We start from the raw sequence: 20,679 nt of genomic DNA, 5'->3' as shown, positions 1-20,679 counted from the left end.
CCGATACGACAAGACCGCCAGGACCTATGTCGCAGGCCTCTGCATCGCCCGTCGCCCGATCGGGTTCAGGCTGTACCAGACGACGAAACCGATCATCGCCACCATGCCGATGGCCGAGGGCAGCACCTGGCTGACCGGCTGGAACTGTTCCAGCAGGTTGCCGGACCCGGCCGACAGCATGGCGAAGTAGAAGCCGATCATCTTCACACCGTGATCCAGCAGGCGCACATGACGCCGCCAGGTCTCGATCCACAGGTGACGGCTCAGGTCATAGAGGATGATGGTGGTAATGAAGCCGATGGTCGCATAGCCGATCGCGGGCGGCCATGAGGCGTTGCCCGACCCCATGTGCAGCCCCAGCACGGCCACCAGCCCCAGCCCCGTCAGGGCCAGGGCGATGTCCGGCAGGCCCGGCCCGGCCCGCTTCAGCGTCAGGGTCCGCAGGCCGCTCAGATACTGGTATCCGGCGCTCAGCGTGGCCGCGACCAGCGGCGCGGGCGGATCGAACAGAACGTCGGCGATCACCGCGCTGGTCAGCACCACGGCCCCCAGGCCGACGGTGGCGCGCCCCGACCAGCGATGCAGCGGCCCGCCCTTGCGGCTGAACAGCGGGACCAGACCGATCAGCAGGGCCAGGGCCCCGGTGCCGATGTGGCTCCAGACATTCAGGGCGTGGGGGTCCATGATCAGCCTCTCCGCTCCGCCGCCTTCGCCGCGTTCCACAGGGCGTCCATCTCGGCCAGATCCGACTGTTCGGGCGTCCGCCCGTCCCTCGCCAGTTCCGCCTCGATGAAGCCGAAGCGCCGCACGAACTTGGCGTTCGCGCCCCGAAGGGCATCCTCCGGCTCCACGCCCAGCTTGCGGGCCAGGTTGGCGACGACGAACAGCACATCGCCCATTTCCTCGCGGGCCTTGTCGAGGTCTCCGGCGGCGATCTCGACCCGCAGTTCTGCGACCTCCTCGTCCAGCTTGGCGAACACCTCGTCGGTGGACGGCCAGTCGAACCCGACCCGCGCCGCGCGCTTGGTCAGCTTGGCTGCGCGGTGCAGGGCGGGCAGACCGACGGGCACGTCGTCCAGCACCCCGTGCTGGGCCTTTCCCGCCCGCTCGGCCGCCTTGATGTCTTCCCAGCGCAGCTTCTGCGCCGGTCCGCTGATCTGGGGATCTTCCTCACCGAAGACATGAGGATGGCGCCGGATCAGCTTGTCGCACATGGCCTCGGCCACATCGTCATAGGCGAACAGCCCCTGTTCCTCGGCCATCCGGGCGTGGAAGACGACCTGGAACAGCAGGTCCCCCAGTTCATTCTTAAGCTCGCCCATGTCGCCCCGTTCGATGGCGTCGGCGACCTCATAGGCCTCCTCGATCGTATAGGGAGCGATGGTCTGGAAGGTCTGTTCCACGTCCCACGGGCAACCGCCGTTCGGGTCGCGCAGCCGCACCATGATCTCGCGCAGCCGTTCGGTGGGGGTCATGCTGCATCCCGGGCGGCCAGCCCGGCCCGGACCTCGGCATGACGCTCTGCGTTCAGCGGATAGGCCCTCAGCACCACCGCCGACAGAACCAGCAGCACCGTCGGTACCGCCAGGAACAGGATCGTCAGCGTCGTCAGGGCTGTCGGCGTGTTCACGGCCCCCACCGCCTGATCGAACCCGACCCAGCCCAGGATGATCAGCACGCCCACGCTGATCGCATAGCCCAGCTTGGTCGTCAGGCTGAGGAAGGAGAACAGCAGCCCCATCCGGTCCTCGCCCGTCTCCAGCCGGACCTCGTCGGCCACATCCGCCATCATGGCCCGGGTCAGCAGAAGTCCCGCCGCATAGGGCAGCCCCGCGATGAACAGACCGATGGCCGTGACCGTGAAATTCCCCGCCGGCAGGAAGCCGACCAGTCCGTACAGGACGGCAAACGCGATCGAGGCGATCTGCAGCGCCCGGTCCTTGCCGACCCGGACCGCCAGCCAGCTCCAGAACGGGGCCGCGATCAGCCCGGCGACGAAATACAGCACCATGAAGATCTGGCTCTGGCCCCGGTCGAAGCCCTTGATGCTCTCGAAATAGAAGAACAGCAGCGCCCCCGTGATGCCCGGGGCGATGCCCAGGAACAGGTCGCACCACAGGACCTTGCGCACCACCGGTCGCACGATCAGGGCGATCCAGGCCTTCAGCGCGCCATGCGTTTCGCCCCGCGTCACCTGCGGCTCGGGGGCCAGCAGGACGGCGGCGACCAGGGTCACCGGCAGGCCGACCAGGATGAACAGCCCCATGGCCCGCACCCCGTCCTCATAGGTGCCCCATCCGGCCTGCAGCACGATGGTGGGAATGAACAGGGCGATCAGCACGCCGACGATGTTGGCCGACTGCCACCAGCCGTAAAGACGGCTGCGCTCGTCATACTGCGGGGCCAGCACCGCCCCCCAGGCCAGCTGCGCCAGGGTGGTGATCGAAAAGCCGAGATAGAGCACCAGCAGCCAGACGAACAGATATCCGAACCCCGCGCCCGGCTTCACAAAGAAGATGAACCATACCGCCAGCATCAGGATCGGCGTGCCGGCCGCCAGCCAGGTCCGGTAGGGGCCCCATTTCGACGTCGTCCGGTCCATCCCCCAGCCGACGACCGGGTCGAAGAAGATGTCGATGCAGCGCACCAGCAGGAAGGCCAGCCCCACCGCCGCCAGATCCAGTCCGACATACTGGCTGTAGAAGGCCGGCAAACTGACCGCCAGCGGCAGGCCGATCGCCGCATAGGGCAGGCAGGGGCCGGAGAAGGCGGCCAGCACCAGATTGGACCGGCGAGGGGCGGCGAGGGTCCCTTTCGGGAGATGTGTGTCGGTCATCCGGCCGTCCTGTACATCCGCCGCAGGCTGAGTCGGCGCGAACCGACCATGCCAGAACTGGTCGCGTGAGGAGAGGGGCCTTGCCTGTAACGCCGCAGTGAGGCTTCCTGATCGCCATGCGTCGTGGCCTGCTCCTCCCGATCCTGGCGATCCTGTTCGGCCTGATGATGGCCGGTGCCGGTCCTGCGATGGCGCAAACGGACGACCGCTGTCAGGCCGGACGCGAGCAGTGGGCCGGTCAGGCCTTTGCCAACGCCATCTCGGAGTATTCGCTGGAGTGGTCGCCGTTCGGCACGACCGAGTGGGGCTGGGTGACCTATCTGCCGCTTCTGCAGAAGGAACTGGGCACCGACTGCGACGCCGGCACGCCCGCCTTTGCGGCCGCCTTGGCGGGCTTCCAGACACGCTATGCCCTGACGGCCACGGGCGTCTTCGACCAGCCGACCTTCCAGACCCTCAAGGGCGTGCTTCAGGAACGCCGGCCCTTCGTCATGGCCCGAGTCCGCGATGAATGCCCCGATCCGCCGCCGATCCGGGAACTGGGCTATCTGGTCGAGTCCGAGGAACACGCCGACCGCCTGACCCGCCTGCTGCGCCGCGACGTGCTGGACGCCTATCGTCGCATGGTCGCCGCCGCCCGCGCCGAGGTGCCGGAGGTCAGGAACGACCCCGAGCTGCTGCAGATCTTCTCGGGCTACCGCGATCCGGAAGTGGACGCGGCCCGGTGCGCGGCCGAACGCAATTGCGACGGCCTCCGGCGCGCCGTCTGCTCGCCGCACCGGACCGGTACGGCGGTCGATCTCTATGTCGGCGAACTGCTGGGCATGGGGGTCGATTCCACCCAACCGGCCAGCCGCCTGCACATGAGCCGGCAGCCGACCTATCGCTGGCTGGTGCGCAATGCCGGACGGTTCGGCTTCGTGCCCTACGTCTTCGAGCCCTGGCACTGGGAGTGGGTGGGATCGCCGACGTCCCAGGGCACGCCGTGAGGGCTCTGACCGACGGCGAGCGGCGATTGATCCGGGGCGAGTTCGGCGACGCAGTGGCCCTGGAGGCCGTGCGGCTTCTGGGCACCCCATGGCCGTTCGATCGCGCCTTCGTGCCGGGCCGCTGGTTCGGGCGGGATTGGGTGCTGTGGCCGCGGCGGTCGCTGCCGGGGGATTTTGCGGTCGCGCCGGTCGCGCTTCAGGCTGTGCTGATCCACGAGATGGTCCACGTCTGGCAGGGCCAGTCGGGCGTGAACCTGCTGACGGGCAAGCTCAGGGCCGGTGACGGCCCCTCGGCCTACAGCTATCCGGCCGCGCCCTGCGGGTGGGAGGCGCTGAACATCGAACAGCAGGCGATGGCGGTCGAGCATCGGTTCAGGGCGGCACGTGGCCTTCGCGTGCCCGCCGATGCCGGCCATTACGCCTCCGTCTGTCCGATCGGCGGATCAAATTCGCGCTGAGAGGGCTTGCGCAGGATGAAGGGCGCGCTAAATCCGCTACTGATGTTGTTGCAGAAGTGCGAAACCCTTCACAGGAGCGATCCATGACCAAGGTGCTGGTTCTCTATCATTCGACCTATGGCCACATCGAGCAGATGGCCGAAGCGGTTGCGGAAGGCGCGGCCTCCGTCGAAGGCGTGACCGTCGATATCCGCCGCGTCCAGGAAACCGTGCCCGAGGCACTGGCGATCCAGTCGCACTACAAGCTCGACCAGAAGGCGCCCCTGGCCAACGTCAATGAGCTGGAACACTACGATGCCATCATCGTGGGCGCGGGAACGCGTTTCGGCACGGCGGCGGCCCAGATGCGGAACTTCTGGGACCAGACCGGCGGCGTGTGGTTCCAGGGCAAGCTGGTCGGCAAGGTCGGTGGGGCGTTCACCTCCTCGGCGACCCAGCATGGTGGCAATGAGACGACGCTGATCGGCCTGATCCAGACCCTGCTGCACCACGGCATGGTCGTGGCCGGTCTGCCCTATGCCTTCGCCGGTCAGATGACCCTGGACGAGATTTCGGGCGGCTCGCCCTACGGTGCGACCACGATCACGGGCGGCGATGGATCGCGTCAGCCCAGCGCCAACGAACTGGCCGGTGCCCGCTACCAGGGCGCGTACATCGCCGGGCTGGCGAAGAAGCTGAAGGCCTGATCCATGCGCCAGCCGGCGGTCTTCTTCGGGCACGGCTCACCGATGAACGCCCTGGGCGGGCCGTACGCGGCGGCCTGGCGCGCCCTCGGGCATGAGCTCGGAAAACCCGCCGGCATGGTCATGGTCTCGGCCCATTGGGAGACCCGCGGCCTCGGCGTGACGGCCCAGGCGAACCCTGAAACGATCCACGATTTCGGGAACTTCGGGCCGGAGTTGCATGCGATGCAGTATCCGGCTCCGGGGTCTCCGGTGCTGGCCGCACGGGTCGCTGACCTGACCGGGGCGCAGGCCGTCGAGACCTGGGGGCTGGATCACGGGACATGGTCGGTGCTGGCGCACGTCTGGCCGGACGCGGACGTGCCGGTCGTGCAGCTGTCACTGAACCGCGCGCTGGACGCGCGCGGTCACTATGAGCTGGCGAAACGCCTGCGGCCCCTGCGCGACGAGGGCATCGTCATCGCCGGCAGCGGCGACGTCGTGCACAATCTGCGGACCTTGAAGCGGGACGGCGAGGACGCTTATCCCTGGGCGACCCGCTTCAACCTGGCGGTGAAGTCGGCGCTGGAGCGGGGCGATCACGACGCCCTGATCGACTGGGTCGGCCTGGCCGAGGATGCGCAGCTGAGCGTCCCGACCGACGAACACTATCTGCCGTTGCTCTACGTCGCCGCCCAGGCCGAACCCGACGACGCGGTGACCTTCTTCAACGACGTGATCGACGGCGGGTCGATCTCGATGACGGGCGTGCGGATCGGTCAGGCCGCCTCGGCCAGGTCGACCAGCGACTGGATGGAAACATAGTCCGTCTTGCCTGTGCCCAGCACCGGCAGCTCGCCCACCTTCACGATCTTCTTGGGCACCGCCAGCTCCGGTGCGCCATGTTCCCGCGCCCAGTCGGCGATCTGTTTGACGTCCGCGTCCTTGCGTTCGGTGACCAGGACCAGCTTCTCGCCCTTCCGGCTGTCGGCGACGGAGATGACGGCATGGCGCGCCTCTGGCCAGACGGCGCTGACCAGGCCTTCAACCGCGCTCAGCGAGACCATCTCGCCGCCGATCTTGGCGAACCGCTTCACGCGACCGAGGATGGCGATATAGCCCTCCGGATCGATATCGACGATGTCACCGGTGTCGTGCCAGCCGCCCTCCAGAGGCTCGATCCGCGTTGGATCCTCAGGCGACATATAGCCGGCCATGACATTGGGCCCCCGCAGGAACAGGCGGCCACCCTCGGTGATGCCCTCGACGGGCTCGACGCGGGCCTCCATGCCCGGCAGCAGCTGTCCGACGGTGCCGGGGCGGTTGCGGCCTGGGTGGTTCACGGCGACCACGGGCGCGGCCTCGGTCGCGCCATAGCCTTCCAGCAGCTTCACGCCGCCGAACCTTGTGTTGAACAGGTGGTGGGTCTCGTCACGCACCCGCTCGGCCCCGGCGACGACGAATTGCAGGGTGCGGAAATCGTCGGGCGAGGCGACGCGGGCCCACTGGTTCAGGAAGGTGTCGGTGGCGAACAGAAGGGACGCATTCACCTCGGCCAGCAAGGCCACGATCTGCTTGCCGTGCAGGGGGGAGGGGTACTGGAAGGTCTTCAGCCCCTGCAGCAGCGGCAGGATCACCCCGCCGGTCAGTCCGAAACAGTGGAAGGTCGGCAGGGGGTTGAACATCACCCAGTCCGGATCGAGCGGAATGTGGGTGTGGACCTGACGCGCATTGGCGACGAGGTTCTTCTGGCTCAGCAACACACCCTTGGGCGCGCCGAAGCTGCCGGAGGTGAACAGCACCACGCCGGGATCGTCCGGCCGGGTGGCGACACGGAACCGGCTGGGCATCAGACCCGCCATCAGGCCGAACAGCTTGTCCTGAAGGCCGATGGTGGCCCGCACATCGTCCAGCCAGACGATCTCGGCGACCGTCTCAAGCTGGGCGATCAGGTCCTCGAGTTTGGCCTGTTCGACGAAACGACGGGCGCACAGGATCTTCCTGACCCCGCCCGCCTGGATCGCCGCCTTCAGATTCCGCTCGCCGGAGGTGAAGTTCAACATCACCGGCACGCGCCCGAACGCATGCAGTCCGAAGAAGGTCACGACCACGCCCATCGACGATGGCAGCAGGATGCCGACCCGTTCGGACGGTCTGGTCATCGCCGCGATCTTGCGCCCGAGGACGAAGGCGGCGCGGATCAGGCCCGTATAGGTCAGGGGCTTCCGGTCCTGGTCCTCCAGGATTTCCTTGTCGCCGTACCGGGCGCGCGCGGCGATCAGGGCGTCGAAGAGGGATTCTTCGCCCGCGGATGGATCAAGGCCTGGCCGTAGCACGCATATCCTCCGGAGGGCTTTGCACCGCCCCCTCGCTGACTGGACGGCCAAACTAGGCAAGCTGGGCGGCAATGAAAAGATGCGTTACGTCGCGTGAGCGTCCGGGCTGCGTCACAGGGCGTGACTTGCCTTCCGGTGACGGAAAGACGACATACCGGCCTGTCCTCCCTGGAGCCCGGCCTGCCTCGATGGTCACCCTCATCGACACCCTGACGCGAAGCCCTGCGGACCTGCGTCATCCGGAAAAGCAGAACCGGCCCGAGACGGCGGTGCTGAAGAAGCCCGACTGGCTGAGGGTCAAGGCCCCGGGGTCGGGTCAATACAATGCGACGAAGGAGATCGTCCGCTCCAAGGGGCTGGTCACCGTCTGCGAGGAGGCGGCCTGTCCGAACATTGGCGAGTGCTGGAGCCAGAAGCACGCCACCCTGATGATCATGGGCGACACCTGCACGCGGGCCTGCGCCTTCTGCAACGTCAGGACGGGCCTGCCCCAGCCGCTGGACCCCGAGGAACCGGCCAAGGTCGGGCTGGCGGTCGCCCAGCTGGGTCTGAACCATGTCGTCATCACCTCGGTGGACCGGGACGACGTCGCGGACGGCGGGGCCGCCCATTTCGCCGAGGTGGTTCGCCAGATCCGGCTGCAGGCCCCGCTGACGACGATCGAGATCCTGACGCCCGACTTCCTGCGCAAGGACGGCGCGGCCGAGGTGATGATCGATGCCCGTCCCGACGTCTTCAACCACAACCTCGAAACCGTGCCGCGCCTGTATCTGAAGATCCGGCCCGGGGCCCGCTATTTCCATTCCCTGCGCCTGCTGCAGCAGGTCAAGGAGCGCGACCCCAACCAGTTCACCAAGTCCGGCATCATGGTCGGTCTGGGCGAGACCCGGGAGGAGGTCATGCAGGTGATGGACGACATGCGCTCCGCCGGCGTCGACTTCATCACCATCGGCCAGTACCTGCAGCCGACCCGCAAGCACGCCGCCATCGACCGGTTCGTCACGCCGGAAGAGTTCAGGGCCTATGAGGCCATCGCCCGGGCCAAGGGCTTCCTGATGGTCTCGGCCTCGCCGCTGACGCGCTCATCGCACCACGCCGGCGACGACTTCGCCCGGTTGAAAGCCGCGCGTGAAGGGCAGACGCGGCGTTGAGGCAAACGAATGGTGACCTTGTCATCCCGGAAGACGCGCAGCGGCTATCCGGGACGGTGCAGCCCGTCGGGATGACAAGGGCTTTTGCCTGATGGCCATCCATCGCGTCACCCGTCATCTGCCCTACACCCCCGCCCAGCTCGCCGAGCTGGTCGCGGACGTGGAGGCCTATCCACGCTTCGTGAAATGGGTAACCTCGATGCGGGTCTGGAACCGCCGGCAGGAGGCCCCCGGCGTCGATCTTCTGGATGCGGAGGCCTCGGTCGGGTTCTCGTTCCTGAAGGAGCGGTTCTCGACCTGGGTGCGGCATGATCGGAATGCGCCGCTGGTCGAGGTCGGGCTGCTGCGCGGCCCGTTCCGGCACCTGAAGAACCGCTGGGAGTTCCATGAGGACCCCGGGGGCACGCGGCTGGAGTTCATGATCGACTTCGCCTTCAAATCACCGCTGCTGAACGCGGCGTTGCAGGCCAATTTCGATCGGGCGGTGTCCATGCTGATCGGATCGTTCGAGGCGGAGGCCGCGCGGCGGTTCGGTCCCAGGCCGTGACCGGGTTCGACTTCGACGCCGTCGTGGTGGGGGCCGGGGCCGTGGGCCTCGCTTGCGGCCGGGCGCTGTCGAAGCGGGGGGAGAGCGTGCTCGTCCTCGAGAAAGAACCGCACATCGGCCAGGGCGTGTCGTCGCGGAACTCCGAGGTCATCCACGGCGGGCTCTACTATCCGACCGGGTCGCTGAAGGCGCGGTTCTGCGTCGAGGGGCGGCGGGCGCTGTATGCCTGGCTGGACAGCCACAAGATCGACCATCACAAATGCGGCAAGCTGGTCGTCGCCACCGAAGAAGGCGAGGTCGACCTGATCGAGCGTATCTTCGAACAGGCGACCCTCAACGGCGTCGAGGGGCTGGAGCATCTGAGCGGCGAGCAGGCCCGCGCGCTGGAACCGGCCCTCAACGCCCGCGCCGCCATCCTGTCGCCCGAGAGCGGCATCTTCGCCAGCCACGACTATATGCTGTCGCTGCAGGGCGAGATCGAGGACGCCGGGGGGTCTGTCGTCGTCTCCACGCCGTTCGAGCGGGCCGAACCCCTGCCGGGCGGCGGTTTCCGGATCACGGCAGGCAGCCTGGATCCGGAGGGGGAGGGCGGCACCAGCCTGACCACCCGGCTGCTGGTTACCGCGCCCGGCCTTTCGGCGCAGGCCGTCGCGGCCCGGATCGAGGGCTTTCCGGCGGATCGCATTCCGGCGGGTCATTTCGGCAAGGGGGTCTATTTCCGTCTGACGGGCAAGGCCCCGTTCGACCGGCTGATCTATCCGCCGCCGATCGCGGGGGCGCTGGGCACCCACTATCGCAAGGATCTGGGCGGGCAGGCCGTGTTCGGGCCGGACCTCGAATACGTCGCGACCGAGGACTATGCCGTCGATCCCGCCAGGGCCGAGGCGTTCGCGACCTATATCCGCCGCTTCTGGCCCGGCCTTCCCGACGACGCCCTGACGCCCGACTATGCCGGTATCCGGCCCAAGCTGCACGGACCGGGCGAGCCCCAGCCCGACTTTCAGCTGGATGGCGTCGAGGTGCATGGCCTGCCGGGCCTGATGGCCCTGTTCGGCATCGAGAGCCCGGGCCTGACCAGTTCGCTGGCGATCGGTGAGGCCGTGGCCGCGCGTCTGCTGGCCTAGATCAGGGCGGCGGTCGGCAGGTCGGCCGACCATTCCCTGAAGCTGATCCGGGTCGGGGGCGTCAGGTCCGGTCGCGCCAGTTCGACGATCAGGGGGCCGAGTTCGGACGGATGGGGCAGGGTCTGGGGGTCTTCGCCCGGGAAGGCCTGGGCGCGCATCTGGGTGCGCATGCGCCCCGGGTCCAGAACGCTGACCCGGATCGGCGTGCTCTCGATCTCGTCGCCCCAGGCCAGCATCATGGCCTCGGCCCCCGCCTTGGTGGCGGCATACAGACCCCAGAAAGCCTTGGGATCGCGGGCGAGGCTGGTCGTCAGATGGATGACGCGGGCGGCGTCGGAGCCGCGCAGCAGGGGCTCCAGCGACCGGATCAGGCGATATGTGGCGGTGAAGTTGGTCTTCTCGATCTTGGCGAAGCCGCGCGGGTCGATGTGGCTGACGGGGGTCAGGCCCTGGGCCCCCAGGGTGGCGGCCGCATTGACCCAGATGTCCAGCTTGCCGAACCGACCGAAGATCGCCCCGCCCAGCCGGTCGATGCCGCCGCCGTCCACCAGATCGAACGGCACCAGCGTCGCGTGACGCCCGGTCGCGGCATAGATGGCGTCGTCCAGCTCCTCCAGCCCGCCCTGGGTCCGGGCGGTGGCGACGACGTGCGCGCCGGCGACGGCCAGGGCCAGGGCGGCCTGATAGCCGATGCCGCGCGACGCCCCCACAACAAGGGCGATACGGTCATCCAGGGGAAGGGCGTCGGAGGTCATGCGGCCTGATAGCGCGACGGTTCGCCGTGCGCCAAGCGGCTAATCGACCAGACCGGGCGCCGGCTGCCACAGGCTGAGGCTGACGCCCTGATCGTCGCAGATGACGGCCGACAGGCCGGTCTCGCTCTCGGCCGGCATGGAGGCGCGGCCGCCCAGCGCATTCACCCTGGCGCAAAGGGCGTGGACGTCGGCGACCTGGATGTAGAGGTTCGGGAAGTCCTTGCGCTCGCCCTTGCGCAGACCGAACGGCACCTCGCCGACAGCGCCCGTCGCCAGGACATGGGCATAGGTCGGGTTGGAGTTCGCGTCATCGAACGTCCAGCCCAGCAGGGCCGAATAGAAGGCTTTGGCCTTGTCCAGATCGGGTGTGTCGATGGTGAAATAGCCGAGGCGGTTGGTCATGCGGTCACCAGCAGCGACAGCTGGCGGCCGATGGCGTCGCGGCCGCCGTCCGCGATCTCGCGGTCCACCAGACGGGTCGGATAGTCGCCGGTGAAATAGTGGTCGGTGAACTGGGGGGCGGCGTCGTTGCGGCCCGTCTCACCCATGGCCTTGTACAGGCCGTCGACGGACAGGAAGCCGAGGGAATCGACCTCCAGCAACTCGCGCATCTCCTCCATCGTCTTGTTGGCGGCGATCAACTGGTCCCGTTCGGGCATGTCGATGCCGTAGAAGTCGGGCCACAGGATCGGCGGGCTGGCCGAACGCAGGTGGACCTCTTTCGCCCCCGCGTCACGGACGGCGCGGACCAGTTTGACCGAGGTGGTGCCGCGCACGATGGAATCGTCGATCAGGACGACGCGCTTGCCCTCGATCACGGCGCGGTTCGGGCTGTGCTTCATGGCCACGCCCTTCTGGCGCGCGCCCTGGCTGGGCTGGATGAAGGTGCGGCCCAGATAGTGGCTGCGGATGATGCCCATCTCGTAGGGGATGCCGCTGGCCTGGGCATAGCCGAGGGCGGCGGGCACGCCGGAGTCGGGCACGGGCACCACCACATCGGCGTCGATCGGAAACTCGCGCGCCAGTCCTTCGCCCATGCGCTTGCGCACGCCATAGACGGAGCGCCCGTTCACGACGCTATCGGGGCGCGAGAAATAGACATATTCGAACAGACAGGGCCGGGCCGCCCGGGCCGGGAAGGGCTTCAGCGAGCGCAGGCCCTCGTGGTCGATGACGATAACCTCGCCATGCTCGACGTCGCGGACGAAGGTCGCGCCCATGGTGTCCAGGGCGCAGGTCTCGGACGCCAGCACCCAGGCGTCGCCGAGCTGACCCAGCACCAGCGGCCGGATGCCCAGCGGATCGCGGGCACCGATCATCTTGGTGCGCGTCTGGGCGACCAGGGCATAGCCGCCCTCGATCCGGGCCAGGGCGTCGATGAAGCGATCGACGATCTTGGCCTTACGGCTACGGGCGATCAGGTGAAGGATGACTTCCGAATCCGAGGTCGACTGGAAGATCGAGCCTTCGCCGACCAGCTGGTTCCGCAGGAAATGGAAATTGGTCAGGTTGCCGTTGTGGCCGATGGCGATGCCGCCCTGGTCCAGATCGGCGAACATCGGCTGGATGTTGCGCAGGAAACTGCCACCGGCCGTCGAATAGCGGGTGTGGCCGACCGCCGCTGTCCCCGGCATTCGCTCGGGCAGATCGGTGCCGCCGAAGGCCTCGCCCACATGGCCCATATGGCGTTCGGTGTGAAAGCGGGTCTGGTTGACCGAGGCGATGCCGCAGGCCTCCTGACCCCGATGCTGCAGGGCATGAAGGCCCAGGGCAACGATGGCGGAGGCCTCGTCGGCGGGCGCGCCCCAGACGCCGCAGACACCGCATTCCAGGCGCGGATGATCGTCATCGGCGTCTCGGAAATGCTCCCGGTGGACGACCGGAGGCTGGATCACATGGCTCAGGCTGCGCATCGACGGGGCTCCGATGACAGGCGAATACTCATTCGGGGGCGGCAGGGCGCGAGGTAGGCTGCGATTGGGTCGGGGGCAAGGCGTTATTGTTCGAAAACCCTCGGCGAACGGATGAATCGACGACCGGGCTGATGGCGTCGGCCCCCCGGCCGATGCCGGGCAGGATGATCTGGATGGCGCGGGCGGCACCGGCGCTGAGGGGGCGCAGCGTTGCCTCACTGAGCCATTTCGGGGTCCGCTCGCCCGGCATGGCGGCGACGATCACCAGGTGGATGGTCCCCAGTAGCACCAGGGCGCGGCCCGCGCCCACGACGATCCCGACCAGCCGGTCGATGCCGCCGAGCGTCGGGTGCGCCTGTGCCTGTTTCGACAGGATGGAGCCGAAGATGCGGATGCCGAAATAGACGAGCAGGAAGGAGCCGATGGCCGCCGTGATGGAACCCGCCCAGTCGGGGTTCACCAGGGCGCGGCCGATCGGGGCGGTCAGGGGCAGGGCCACGAGGGCCAGGAAGGCCGCGAGCACGAAGCTCAGCAGGGTGATGATCTCGCGCGTGCCCCCGCGCACCCACCCGGCCGCGGCCGAGGCGAGGATGACCAGCAGGGCGAAGGCGTCGAAGCCGGTCATTCGGTGTCCGTCAGCCGCATCCCTGACCTAATAGCGGTTCTGCGAGATTCGTTCGACCGCTTCGGTCAATCGGCTGACGCCGGTGATCTGGACGCCCCCGCCCTTGACCGTCAGGGGCGGGGACAGGGCCTGGTCGAAGCCCAGCTTCTGCGCCTCGCGCAGACGCGCCTCGGCCCGGCCCACGGCCCGGACCTCGCCCGACAGGCTGATCTCGCCGAAGACGATGCAGCCCTGGGGCAGGGGCATGTCGGTGACCGAGGAGATCAGGGCGGCGGCGGCGGCCAGGTCGGCGGCGGGCTCATTGATGCGCAGGCCGCCCGCGACGTTCAGATAGACGTCCTGATCGCCGAAGCCGACGCCGCAGCGGGCCTCCAGCACCGCCAGGATCATGGCGAGGCGACCCGTCTCCCAGCCGATCACGGAACGGCGCGGCGTGCCATAGGCGGATTTCGACACCAGGGCCTGGATCTCGACCAGCACGGGACGGCTGCCTTCGATCCCGGCGAAGACGGCGGCCCCGGGGGCGCGGTCCTTGCCCTCGCCGAGGAACAGGGCCGACGGATTGGCGACCTCGCGCAGACCGGCATCGCCCATCTCGAACACCCCGATTTCGTCGGTCGCGCCAAAGCGGTTCTTTCCGGCGCGCAGGATGCGGAACGGATAGCCTCGCTCGCCCTCGAAGCTCAGGACCGCATCGACCATATGCTCCACGACACGCGGACCTGCCACCTGGCCGTCCTTGGTGACGTGGCCGACCAGAACCACCGCCGGGCCGCCCGCCTTGGCCAGGCGAACCAGTTCGCCGGCGCAGGCGCGAACCTGGGTGACCGATCCGGGTCCGGCCTCGTGCGCGTCGGACCACAGGGTCTGGATCGAATCGACGATGACGATGTCGAACGTCTCGCGCTTCAGCGTGCCCAGAATGTCGCGCAGCGCCGTGGCGGACGCCAGGGCGACGGGGGCCTCGGCCAGGCCCATGCGACGGGCGCGGGCGCGAATCTGCTCGATCGCCTCCTCGCCCGAGATATAGGCCACGCGCGCCCCGGCCAGGGCGGCGCGACCGGCCACGTCCAGCAGCAGGGTCGATTTGCCGACGCCGGGATCGCCCGAGAGCAGGATGGCAGAGCCGGGCACGACGCCACCGCCGCAGACCCGGTCGAACTCGGTCACCCCGGTGATGATGCGGGGCGGCTCTGCGGTTTCGGACAGCAGCGATTCGAACTGCAGGCCACGGGCCCTGGCGGTGGCGGCCGGCTTCAGCGCGCCGGGCGGGGCCGAGCGGCTCTCCTCGACGATGGTGTTCCAGTTGCCACAGGCATTGCACTGCCCCGCCCACTTGCCGTGGACCGCCCCGCAGGACTGACAGACATAGATCGCACCGTCTCTGGCCATGTCACCGGCTTACAGGAGTCGCGCGGATCGGGGCAGGGGGCAGGTCCGGGCCTACGTCCGATTCTGACGGGCCTGGGATGGCGGTCTGCGGTCAGCGACGGAACAGCAGCGACCCGTCGCCGTAGGAGTAGAACCGGTATCCGTCCGAGACCGCGTGGGCATAGGCAGCCTTCATCGTATCGAGCCCTGCGAAAGCGCTGACCAGCATGAACAGGGTCGATTTCGGCAGGTGGAAATTGGTCATCAGCACGTCGACGGCGCGGAAGGCGTAGCCCGGTGTGATGAAGATGGCCGTGTCGCCGTGGAAAGGCTGGATCACACCGTCGGGTGTCGTTGCGGATTCCAGCAGGCGCAGCGACGTGGTGCCGACGCAGACGATGCGTCCGCCGTTTGCATGGACGGCATTCAGGGCGGCGGCGGTTTCGGTCGAGACCGTGCCCCACTCGGAATGCATCCTGTGATCGGCGGTGTCGTCGGCCTTCACCGGCAGGAAGGTCCCGGCCCCGACGTGCAGGGTCACGGCATGGGTGCTGACGCCCTTCGCCCGGATCGCCTCCAGCAGGGCCGGTGTGAAATGCAGGCCGGCGGTGGGGGCGGCGACGGAGCCGTCGTGGGTGGCGAAGACGGTCTGGTAATCCGACCGGTCGCGATCGTCCTCGGGTCGTTTGGCGGCGATATAGGGCGGCAGGGGCATGACGCCGACCGTACGGATGGCCTCGTCCAGCGCCGGGCCGGTCACGTCGAAGCGCAGGGTGATCAGGCCGTCTTCGGACTTGGCCACGACGGTGGCCGACAGGCTGTCGAACACGATGCGGTCGTCCGGCCGGATGCGTTTGCCGGGCTTCATGAAGGCGGACCAGGTATCGGGCGCATCGCGGTGGTGCAGGGTGGCCTCGACCGCGACCGTCAGGGTCTCGCCCTCCGGTCCTCCGACGACGGTATTGGGGCGTTCGCGAACCCCGGACAGCCGGGCGGGGATGACGCGGGTGTCGTTGAAGACCAGGGCATCCCCGGGGCGCAGAAAATCCGGCAGGTCGCGAATGATGTGGTCGGCCAGGGTGCCGTCCCGGACCACCAGCAAGCGAGCGGCATCGCGCGGCTCGGCCGGGCGCAGGGCGATCCGGTCCTCGGGCAGGTCGAAGTCGAAATCGGCGGTCTTCATGGCGTCGGCGAATGGCCACGCGCGCGGTCAGGGGTCAAGCTGCTAAGGTGTATGGGGTCCAGGCGGGCCGGCGGGGATCTTGAGCGTTGGCGATCACTCTGGACTGGAAGACGGGCTTCGAGATCGAACTGATGGCCCCCGCCGGTGCATCCCGACGGGACCTCGCCGAGCGTGTGGCAGACCGGGTCCCCGGGACAGTGCGGCGCTTTTTTCACCCGCAGTCGGAGCCCAGCGCGGTTGAGGGCCGACCCGTGTTCGAGAACCTCACGCCCGGATTTCAGGTCGTGGACGGTCAAGGACGGTGGATCGCCTCCTTCGTCGACGATCTGACGTTACAGCGCGATCTCGACCGGGAACGGCCGCCATTGGACGGGTGGCGGCGGATTGTTGCCGATGATGGGCGACTGCTGAGGTTGGTCGAGCGCCACTGTGACCCGGATGCGGTGGGGGACGTGACGCTGGAGCCGCTGGCCGCGCTGTTCGGGACCCGGATTGTGCGGCACCCGTCGGGGATGGTGCGGGTCGCCGACGACCGGGGCCGGTCGGTGGCGATTGATGCGCCCTTGCCGGGCGAGCGGGAACGCCCGTGCGAGATCGTGACCGCCCCGATGGAGGCGGACCATACCGAGGGGCTCGGACGCTTGCTGGCGGATGCGCGGGCGTTGGGCTTCTTTGTTCCCGTCGAGGCTGCGACCCACGTTCATTTCGATGCCGGTCCCCTGTGTTCTGCGCCAGCGGTGGCGGCACTGGTGGCGCTCTGGACGCGCCACGGGACAGCGCTGAAGCGGCTGGTCGGGGCGAATGCCCAGTGCGTGCGACTGGGAGACTGGCCCGGGGAACTCGCGACCCTGACCGCTAGCGAGGCCTTCCCGGCCATGGAATGGGCGGCGGCCAGGGCCGGGCTCGCAGGCGTGGAGGGGCTGGCGAAGTACTGCGATTTGAACCTGGTCAACCTGATCAACGGGCGTGCGGACAAGCACACCGTCGAGGTGCGGGTGTTGCCGGGCCTGCTTGATGCGGACGCGATCGTTGCGGCTGCGGCCCTGTTCGAAGGCCTTTTGGGCTGGTGCCGTGATGCGGTGCGGGGCGAAGCCGTGCCTTTGACCCTCGTCGAACTGTTGATTCAGTCGCCGATGGACGAGGCCGCGAGGAGCCTCTGGCTGGACAGAATTCGTCAGGAGAACACGGCTATCGCAGGCGCTGGAAGGCCGTATAGTCGGGAGACCGATCAGTCGAGGAACAAGCCATGACGACCAGAATCCAGGCCCGCTCGCGCCGCTTGTCGTGCGCCTTGCTGATGTCCAGCGCGATTGCCCTTGTGATGTTCGGTCAGCCCGGCCGGGCGGCGGCGCAGGACGAATACGACACCTTCTTTGCCTCGGGCTACACCTACTGCGACGCCAAGCTGATGGGGGCGCTTTTTGGCGAGGATCCAGACGGCGGAAAAATCATTATCGGCCAGAAGATCCAGAACGGCATCGGATCGAACATTCGTGTGACGCTCGCCGAGAGCCGTGATCTGGGAAACACCTGCGAGTGGGAAGACACGGGGCTGTCGTACAGCGACGCCCAGGTGATGGCCGAGGTCTGGGGCCTGGACGATCCCTATGAGGCCAAGCTGAAAGCCGCCCGTCTGTACACCCAGGGACGGTCGCAACAGGTCGCCAATGCGCTGAGCTAGGGTCCTGAGCGCGGGGATCGCGGGAGCTGCGCCGGCGGTCGGCACGGCGGTGCCTATGGCCTGTCGTTGACCCATACGGTCTAAAGCTGCAAACCCCCGCCCATGCTGCAGAACCTCGAAACCTTGGCCCGCGAAGCCAAGTCCTGGCCGTTCGAACAGGCCCGCGCCCTGCTGGACCATGTGCTGAAGAAGCGGCTGTCGGACGCGGAGCGCGATGCGGCCAGGCTGCTGATCGACGCCGGCAAGGCGGACGAGGCGCTGGCGACCTTCGAGGCGCTGCAGCGACCCGTGGTGCTGGAAACCGGATACGGCCCGTCCGGCCTGCCGCACATGGGCACGTTCGGCGAGGTGGCGCGCACGACCATGGTGCGCAACGCCTTTCGCGCCCTGACCGGGGATCACTGGCCCACGCGGCTGATCGCGTTTTCGGACGACATGGACGGCCTTCGGAAAGTGCCCGAGGGCGTGCCCAACCCGGAGATGCTGGCCGAAGACCTGCATCTGTCGCTGACGCGGGTGCGCGATCCGTTCGGGACGCACGACAGCTTCGGCGCGCACAACAATGCGCGTCTGAGGGCGTTCCTCGACGGGTTTGGCTTCGACTACGAATTCATGTCCTCGACCGAAACCTATCGGTCCGGCCGGTTCGATGAAGTCCTGCTGCGGCTGCTGGAGCGGTTCGACGCGGTCCAGGCGATCATGCTGCCGACCTTGGGGCCGGAGCGGCGCGAGACCTATTCGCCCTTCCTGCCGGTCAGCCCGATCACCGGCCATGTGCTCCAGGTGCCGACGCTGGAGCGGAACGTGGAGAAGGGCACGATCGTGTTCGACGACCCGGCCGGGGGGCGCACCGAACTGCCGGTCACGGGCGGGCATGTGAAGCTGCAGTGGAAGCCGGACTGGGCGATGCGCTGGACCGCGCTGGACGTCGACTATGAGATGAGCGGCAAGGACCTGATCGAGAGCGTGCGCGAGTCGTCGAAGCTGTGCCGCGCCCTGGGCGGGGTGCCGCCGGAGGGGTTCAACTACGAGCTCTTTCTCGACGTCGAGGGCAAGAAGATCTCCAAGTCCAAGGGCAACGGCCTGACGATGGAGCAGTGGCTGCGCTACGGCACGCCCGAATCCCTGAGCTGGTATATGTTCCAGTCGCCGAAGTCGGCCAAGTCGCTGCACTTCAACGTCATTCCGCGCGCGATCGACGACTGGCTGGGGGCCATCGAGGCCTATCGGACGCAGGAACCCGCCAGGCGGATCGACAACGCCGTCTGGTCGATCCACGCCGGCCATCCGCCCGAGGTCGCCTCGCCGGTGTCCTTCGCCCTGCTGCTGAACCTGGTCGGCGTGGCCAATGCGTCGAACAAGGCGCAGCTTTGGGCCTATTTCGCCCGGTATCTGCCGGACGCGACGCCAGAGACCGAGCCGGTGCTGGACGGGCTGATGGACCGGGCGCTGAACTATTACGAGGACTTCGTGAAGCCGACGAAGTCCTATCGTCTGCCGGACGACCGGGAAAAGGCGGCCCTGCTGGATCTGGCGGCACGGCTGGGGGCGCTCCCGGCCGGGACGACGGATGGCGAACTGATCCAGGGCGAGGTCTATGCTGTGGGCAAGGCGCACGGGTTCGAGCCTTTGAGGGGCTGGTTCGCGGCGCTGTACGAGGTGTTGCTGGGGGCGTCGCAGGGTCCGCGCTTCGGGTCGTTCGCGGCCATCTATGGCCTGCCCCAGACCCTCCAGCTGATCGAAGCGGGCGCAGAGGGAAAGCTCGCGGCATAGAGGCCGACAGAGTGCCGGTGGCGGCCGCGCAACGGTGCGCGGCCCGGGCGGAGGTCAGGGCTGATGGAAGAAGCCGCTCCGGACGGGGCAGCTTTTTTCCGGCCTACTGACTGACCCACAGGATCCGGGCCATCCAGTCGATGTCCGCGCGGGGGATCAGGCGCGGAGGATAGGCGGGGTTGATCGAGCCCAGGGTGACGGACGTGGCATTGATCGCATCTACCTGTTTGGCCAGGGTTTCGCCGGACCGGGTGCGCGCCACCACCCGATCGCCCTTGCGCACGTCGGTGTGGTCGCGGTCCACCAGGACGCGGTCTCCCTCGCGATACAGGGGCACCATGGAGTCGCCGGAAATCCGCAGGCTGAACAGGCTATCGCCCGGCGCAGGCAGATCGGTCTGGTCCCAGCCATCGCCGGTCGGCAGGCCTGCGTCGTCGAAGAAGCCGTCCGGGCCGGCCTGGGCCATGCCCAGCATCGGTGCCGTCGCGATCCGCATGGGCGCATCGTCGGCCAGGGCGGCGAATTCGGCCAGCGATGTGCCGGTGACTTCCAGTATGCGGTTCAGGCTTTCGGTCGAGGGCCAGCGCGGTCGCGGCGGGACGCCCGGTCCGAACCGCTTGGAGGGATTCAGGGCGGTGGCGTCCAGCCCGGCCCTGCGCGCCAGGGCCGAGGCCGAGAGGCCCTGGCGGCGCGCCAGAACGTCCAGGGCCGACCAGAGGCGATGATGGGAGAGGGGCAAGCGCGCCGACCGTGCAGACGGGAAGGTCGACACCGTAGCCAGGAATAAAGACCTATTCCAGCCCTGCCGCCCGCCGCTCCTGCCAGGCCCAGAAGGTGCCGATGCCGATGGTCAGAAGGATGCCGTAACTCGCGAGGTTCAGCACGGTGTAAAATGCCGCAACAGGTGGTCGGACATCGAACAGATAGACGATGTGGCTCATCACGACGAGCAACTGGATGGCCAGGGCCCAGGTCACCCACGCGCGCCGGGACTGCCAGACGATGAACGCGAAAGTACCCGCCATAGCTACGTCCAGAAGGAACAGGATCCACTGGAAGTCCTGATAGAGCTGGCCGTCGTCCTGCAATATCAAGCCCGCAAGCCAGCCCAGGAGGTAAGTGCCCATGACATGCCGCTCAGGTCCGTCGCCTTTGACGAACGCAAAGATGGCCACTCCGATCATGGGGAGCATGGCTATCTTGAGATAGAGGGTGTCCAACATGCAATCGCCCCCGCACGAAATCGTGCGAGGGCGACTATGCTGCGAGTCTGAC

22 protein-coding genes are annotated in these 20,679 nt (G+C 67.8%); 10 read left to right on the top strand and 12 right to left on the bottom strand.

The features are described 5' to 3' along the window. Positions 1 to 24: 24 nt before the first annotated feature. Genes HZ989_RS11340 through HZ989_RS11330 form a run of 3 tightly spaced genes read right to left on the bottom strand, consistent with a single transcriptional unit; the run spans position 25 to position 2,836 of the window. Positions 25 to 684: a hypothetical protein gene (locus tag HZ989_RS11340; RefSeq protein ID WP_209320935.1), complete on the bottom strand. Its 660-nt coding sequence runs from the start codon at positions 682 to 684 to the stop codon at positions 25 to 27. Positions 685 to 686: 2 nt separating this feature from the next. Next, the gene (gene mazG / locus HZ989_RS11335) at positions 687 to 1,475 is read right to left on the bottom strand and encodes a nucleoside triphosphate pyrophosphohydrolase (RefSeq protein ID WP_209320934.1); all 789 of its coding nucleotides are present in this window, start codon (positions 1,473 to 1,475) and stop codon (positions 687 to 689) included. Then, positions 1,472 to 2,836 carry an MFS transporter gene (locus HZ989_RS11330; protein WP_209320933.1) on the bottom strand — a complete coding sequence of 455 codons (1,365 nt, stop codon included), beginning with the start codon at positions 2,834 to 2,836 and terminating at the stop codon, positions 1,472 to 1,474. Before HZ989_RS11330 ends, mazG begins: the two co-directional genes overlap by 4 nt. 116 nt (positions 2,837 to 2,952) lie before the next feature. Here HZ989_RS11330 and HZ989_RS11325 point away from each other — a divergent pair, with 116 nt between their 5' ends. The 4 genes from HZ989_RS11325 (at position 2,953) to ygiD (ending at position 5,770) form a co-directional block, all read left to right on the top strand. Next, positions 2,953 to 3,825 (top strand): D-alanyl-D-alanine carboxypeptidase family protein, encoded by an 873-nt coding sequence (locus HZ989_RS11325; RefSeq protein WP_209320932.1) that lies wholly within the window; start codon positions 2,953 to 2,955, stop codon positions 3,823 to 3,825. Continuing rightward, positions 3,822 to 4,283, top strand: coding sequence for a hypothetical protein (locus tag HZ989_RS11320; RefSeq protein ID WP_209320931.1), 462 nt, complete (start codon positions 3,822 to 3,824; stop codon positions 4,281 to 4,283). The genes HZ989_RS11325 and HZ989_RS11320 overlap by 4 nt, the downstream gene beginning before the upstream one ends. 83 nt (positions 4,284 to 4,366) lie before the next feature. Continuing rightward, positions 4,367 to 4,969 carry an NAD(P)H:quinone oxidoreductase gene (wrbA, locus tag HZ989_RS11315; RefSeq protein WP_209320930.1) on the top strand — a complete coding sequence of 201 codons (603 nt, stop codon included), beginning with the start codon at positions 4,367 to 4,369 and terminating at the stop codon, positions 4,967 to 4,969. Positions 4,970 to 4,972: 3 nt separating this feature from the next. After that, positions 4,973 to 5,770: a 4,5-DOPA dioxygenase extradiol gene (gene ygiD, locus HZ989_RS11310; protein WP_209320929.1), complete on the top strand. Its 798-nt coding sequence runs from the start codon at positions 4,973 to 4,975 to the stop codon at positions 5,768 to 5,770. Here ygiD and HZ989_RS11305 read toward each other — a convergent pair. After that, complete coding sequence (locus HZ989_RS11305) at positions 5,725 to 7,281, bottom strand: AMP-binding protein (RefSeq protein WP_209320928.1); 1,557 nt, start codon at positions 7,279 to 7,281, stop codon at positions 5,725 to 5,727. The two genes, ygiD and HZ989_RS11305, sit on opposite strands and share 46 nt — an antisense overlap. Positions 7,282 to 7,469: 188 nt before the next feature. Here HZ989_RS11305 and lipA point away from each other — a divergent pair, with 188 nt between their 5' ends. The 3 genes from lipA (at position 7,470) to HZ989_RS11290 (ending at position 10,103) form a co-directional block, all read left to right on the top strand. Then, a complete protein-coding gene (gene lipA / locus HZ989_RS11300; RefSeq protein ID WP_209320927.1) occupies positions 7,470 to 8,432 on the top strand; it encodes a lipoyl synthase in 963 nt (320 codons plus the stop codon). 91 nt (positions 8,433 to 8,523) lie between these two features. Continuing rightward, on the top strand, positions 8,524 to 8,979 hold the full coding sequence (locus tag HZ989_RS11295) for a type II toxin-antitoxin system RatA family toxin (RefSeq protein WP_209320926.1): 456 nt from the start codon (positions 8,524 to 8,526) through the stop codon (positions 8,977 to 8,979). Further along, positions 8,976 to 10,103 (top strand): NAD(P)/FAD-dependent oxidoreductase, encoded by a 1,128-nt coding sequence (locus HZ989_RS11290; RefSeq protein ID WP_209320925.1) that lies wholly within the window; start codon positions 8,976 to 8,978, stop codon positions 10,101 to 10,103. Before HZ989_RS11295 ends, HZ989_RS11290 begins: the two co-directional genes overlap by 4 nt. On the opposite strand, the gene HZ989_RS11285 is transcribed toward HZ989_RS11290, so the two are convergent. The 6 genes from HZ989_RS11285 to queA all read right to left on the bottom strand — a co-directional run bounded on the left by HZ989_RS11285 (position 10,100) and on the right by queA (position 15,950). Further along, positions 10,100 to 10,858: an SDR family NAD(P)-dependent oxidoreductase gene (locus tag HZ989_RS11285; RefSeq protein WP_209320924.1), complete on the bottom strand. Its 759-nt coding sequence runs from the start codon at positions 10,856 to 10,858 to the stop codon at positions 10,100 to 10,102. The genes HZ989_RS11290 and HZ989_RS11285 overlap by 4 nt on opposite strands. A gap of 39 nt (positions 10,859 to 10,897) precedes the next feature. Continuing rightward, a complete protein-coding gene (locus HZ989_RS11280; protein ID WP_209320923.1) occupies positions 10,898 to 11,260 on the bottom strand; it encodes a VOC family protein in 363 nt (120 codons plus the stop codon). Next, entirely contained in the window at positions 11,257 to 12,771 is a 1,515-nt protein-coding gene (purF, locus tag HZ989_RS11275) for an amidophosphoribosyltransferase (RefSeq protein ID WP_209320922.1), read from the bottom strand. Before purF ends, HZ989_RS11280 begins: the two co-directional genes overlap by 4 nt. Before the next feature lie 28 nt (positions 12,772 to 12,799). Next, complete coding sequence (locus HZ989_RS11270; protein WP_209320921.1) at positions 12,800 to 13,396, bottom strand: CvpA family protein; 597 nt, start codon at positions 13,394 to 13,396, stop codon at positions 12,800 to 12,802. A 27-nt stretch (positions 13,397 to 13,423) separates the two neighbouring features. Next, on the bottom strand, positions 13,424 to 14,788 hold the full coding sequence (radA, locus tag HZ989_RS11265; RefSeq protein WP_209320920.1) for a DNA repair protein RadA: 1,365 nt from the start codon (positions 14,786 to 14,788) through the stop codon (positions 13,424 to 13,426). A gap of 91 nt (positions 14,789 to 14,879) precedes the next feature. Next, positions 14,880 to 15,950: a tRNA preQ1(34) S-adenosylmethionine ribosyltransferase-isomerase QueA gene (gene queA, locus HZ989_RS11260; protein ID WP_209320919.1), complete on the bottom strand. Its 1,071-nt coding sequence runs from the start codon at positions 15,948 to 15,950 to the stop codon at positions 14,880 to 14,882. An 86-nt stretch (positions 15,951 to 16,036) separates the two neighbouring features. Between queA and HZ989_RS11255 the strand changes: the two genes are divergently transcribed. From HZ989_RS11255 to HZ989_RS11245, 3 genes are all read left to right on the top strand, one after another. Further along, positions 16,037 to 17,200, top strand: a complete 1,164-nt coding sequence (locus tag HZ989_RS11255) for an amidoligase family protein (RefSeq protein ID WP_209320918.1) — start codon at positions 16,037 to 16,039, stop codon at positions 17,198 to 17,200. Continuing rightward, complete coding sequence (locus tag HZ989_RS11250; protein ID WP_209320917.1) at positions 17,197 to 17,631, top strand: hypothetical protein; 435 nt, start codon at positions 17,197 to 17,199, stop codon at positions 17,629 to 17,631. The genes HZ989_RS11255 and HZ989_RS11250 overlap by 4 nt, the downstream gene beginning before the upstream one ends. 102 nt (positions 17,632 to 17,733) lie before the next feature. Beyond that, positions 17,734 to 19,404 (top strand): lysine--tRNA ligase, encoded by a 1,671-nt coding sequence (locus tag HZ989_RS11245; RefSeq protein ID WP_209320916.1) that lies wholly within the window; start codon positions 17,734 to 17,736, stop codon positions 19,402 to 19,404. A gap of 103 nt (positions 19,405 to 19,507) precedes the next feature. On the opposite strand, the gene HZ989_RS11240 is transcribed toward HZ989_RS11245, so the two are convergent. Further along, positions 19,508 to 20,143, bottom strand: a complete 636-nt coding sequence (locus tag HZ989_RS11240; protein WP_209320915.1) for a helix-turn-helix transcriptional regulator — start codon at positions 20,141 to 20,143, stop codon at positions 19,508 to 19,510. 52 nt (positions 20,144 to 20,195) lie between these two features. Next, positions 20,196 to 20,627: a hypothetical protein gene (locus HZ989_RS11235; protein WP_209320914.1), complete on the bottom strand. Its 432-nt coding sequence runs from the start codon at positions 20,625 to 20,627 to the stop codon at positions 20,196 to 20,198. Positions 20,628 to 20,679: the final 52 nt, after the last annotated feature.

It is taken from the genome of Brevundimonas sp. AJA228-03, assembly GCF_017795885.1.
Lineage (GTDB): Bacteria > Pseudomonadota > Alphaproteobacteria > Caulobacterales > Caulobacteraceae > Brevundimonas.
Note: the sequence above shows the minus strand (reverse complement) of the source record. Positions and strands in the feature narration are given on the sequence as shown.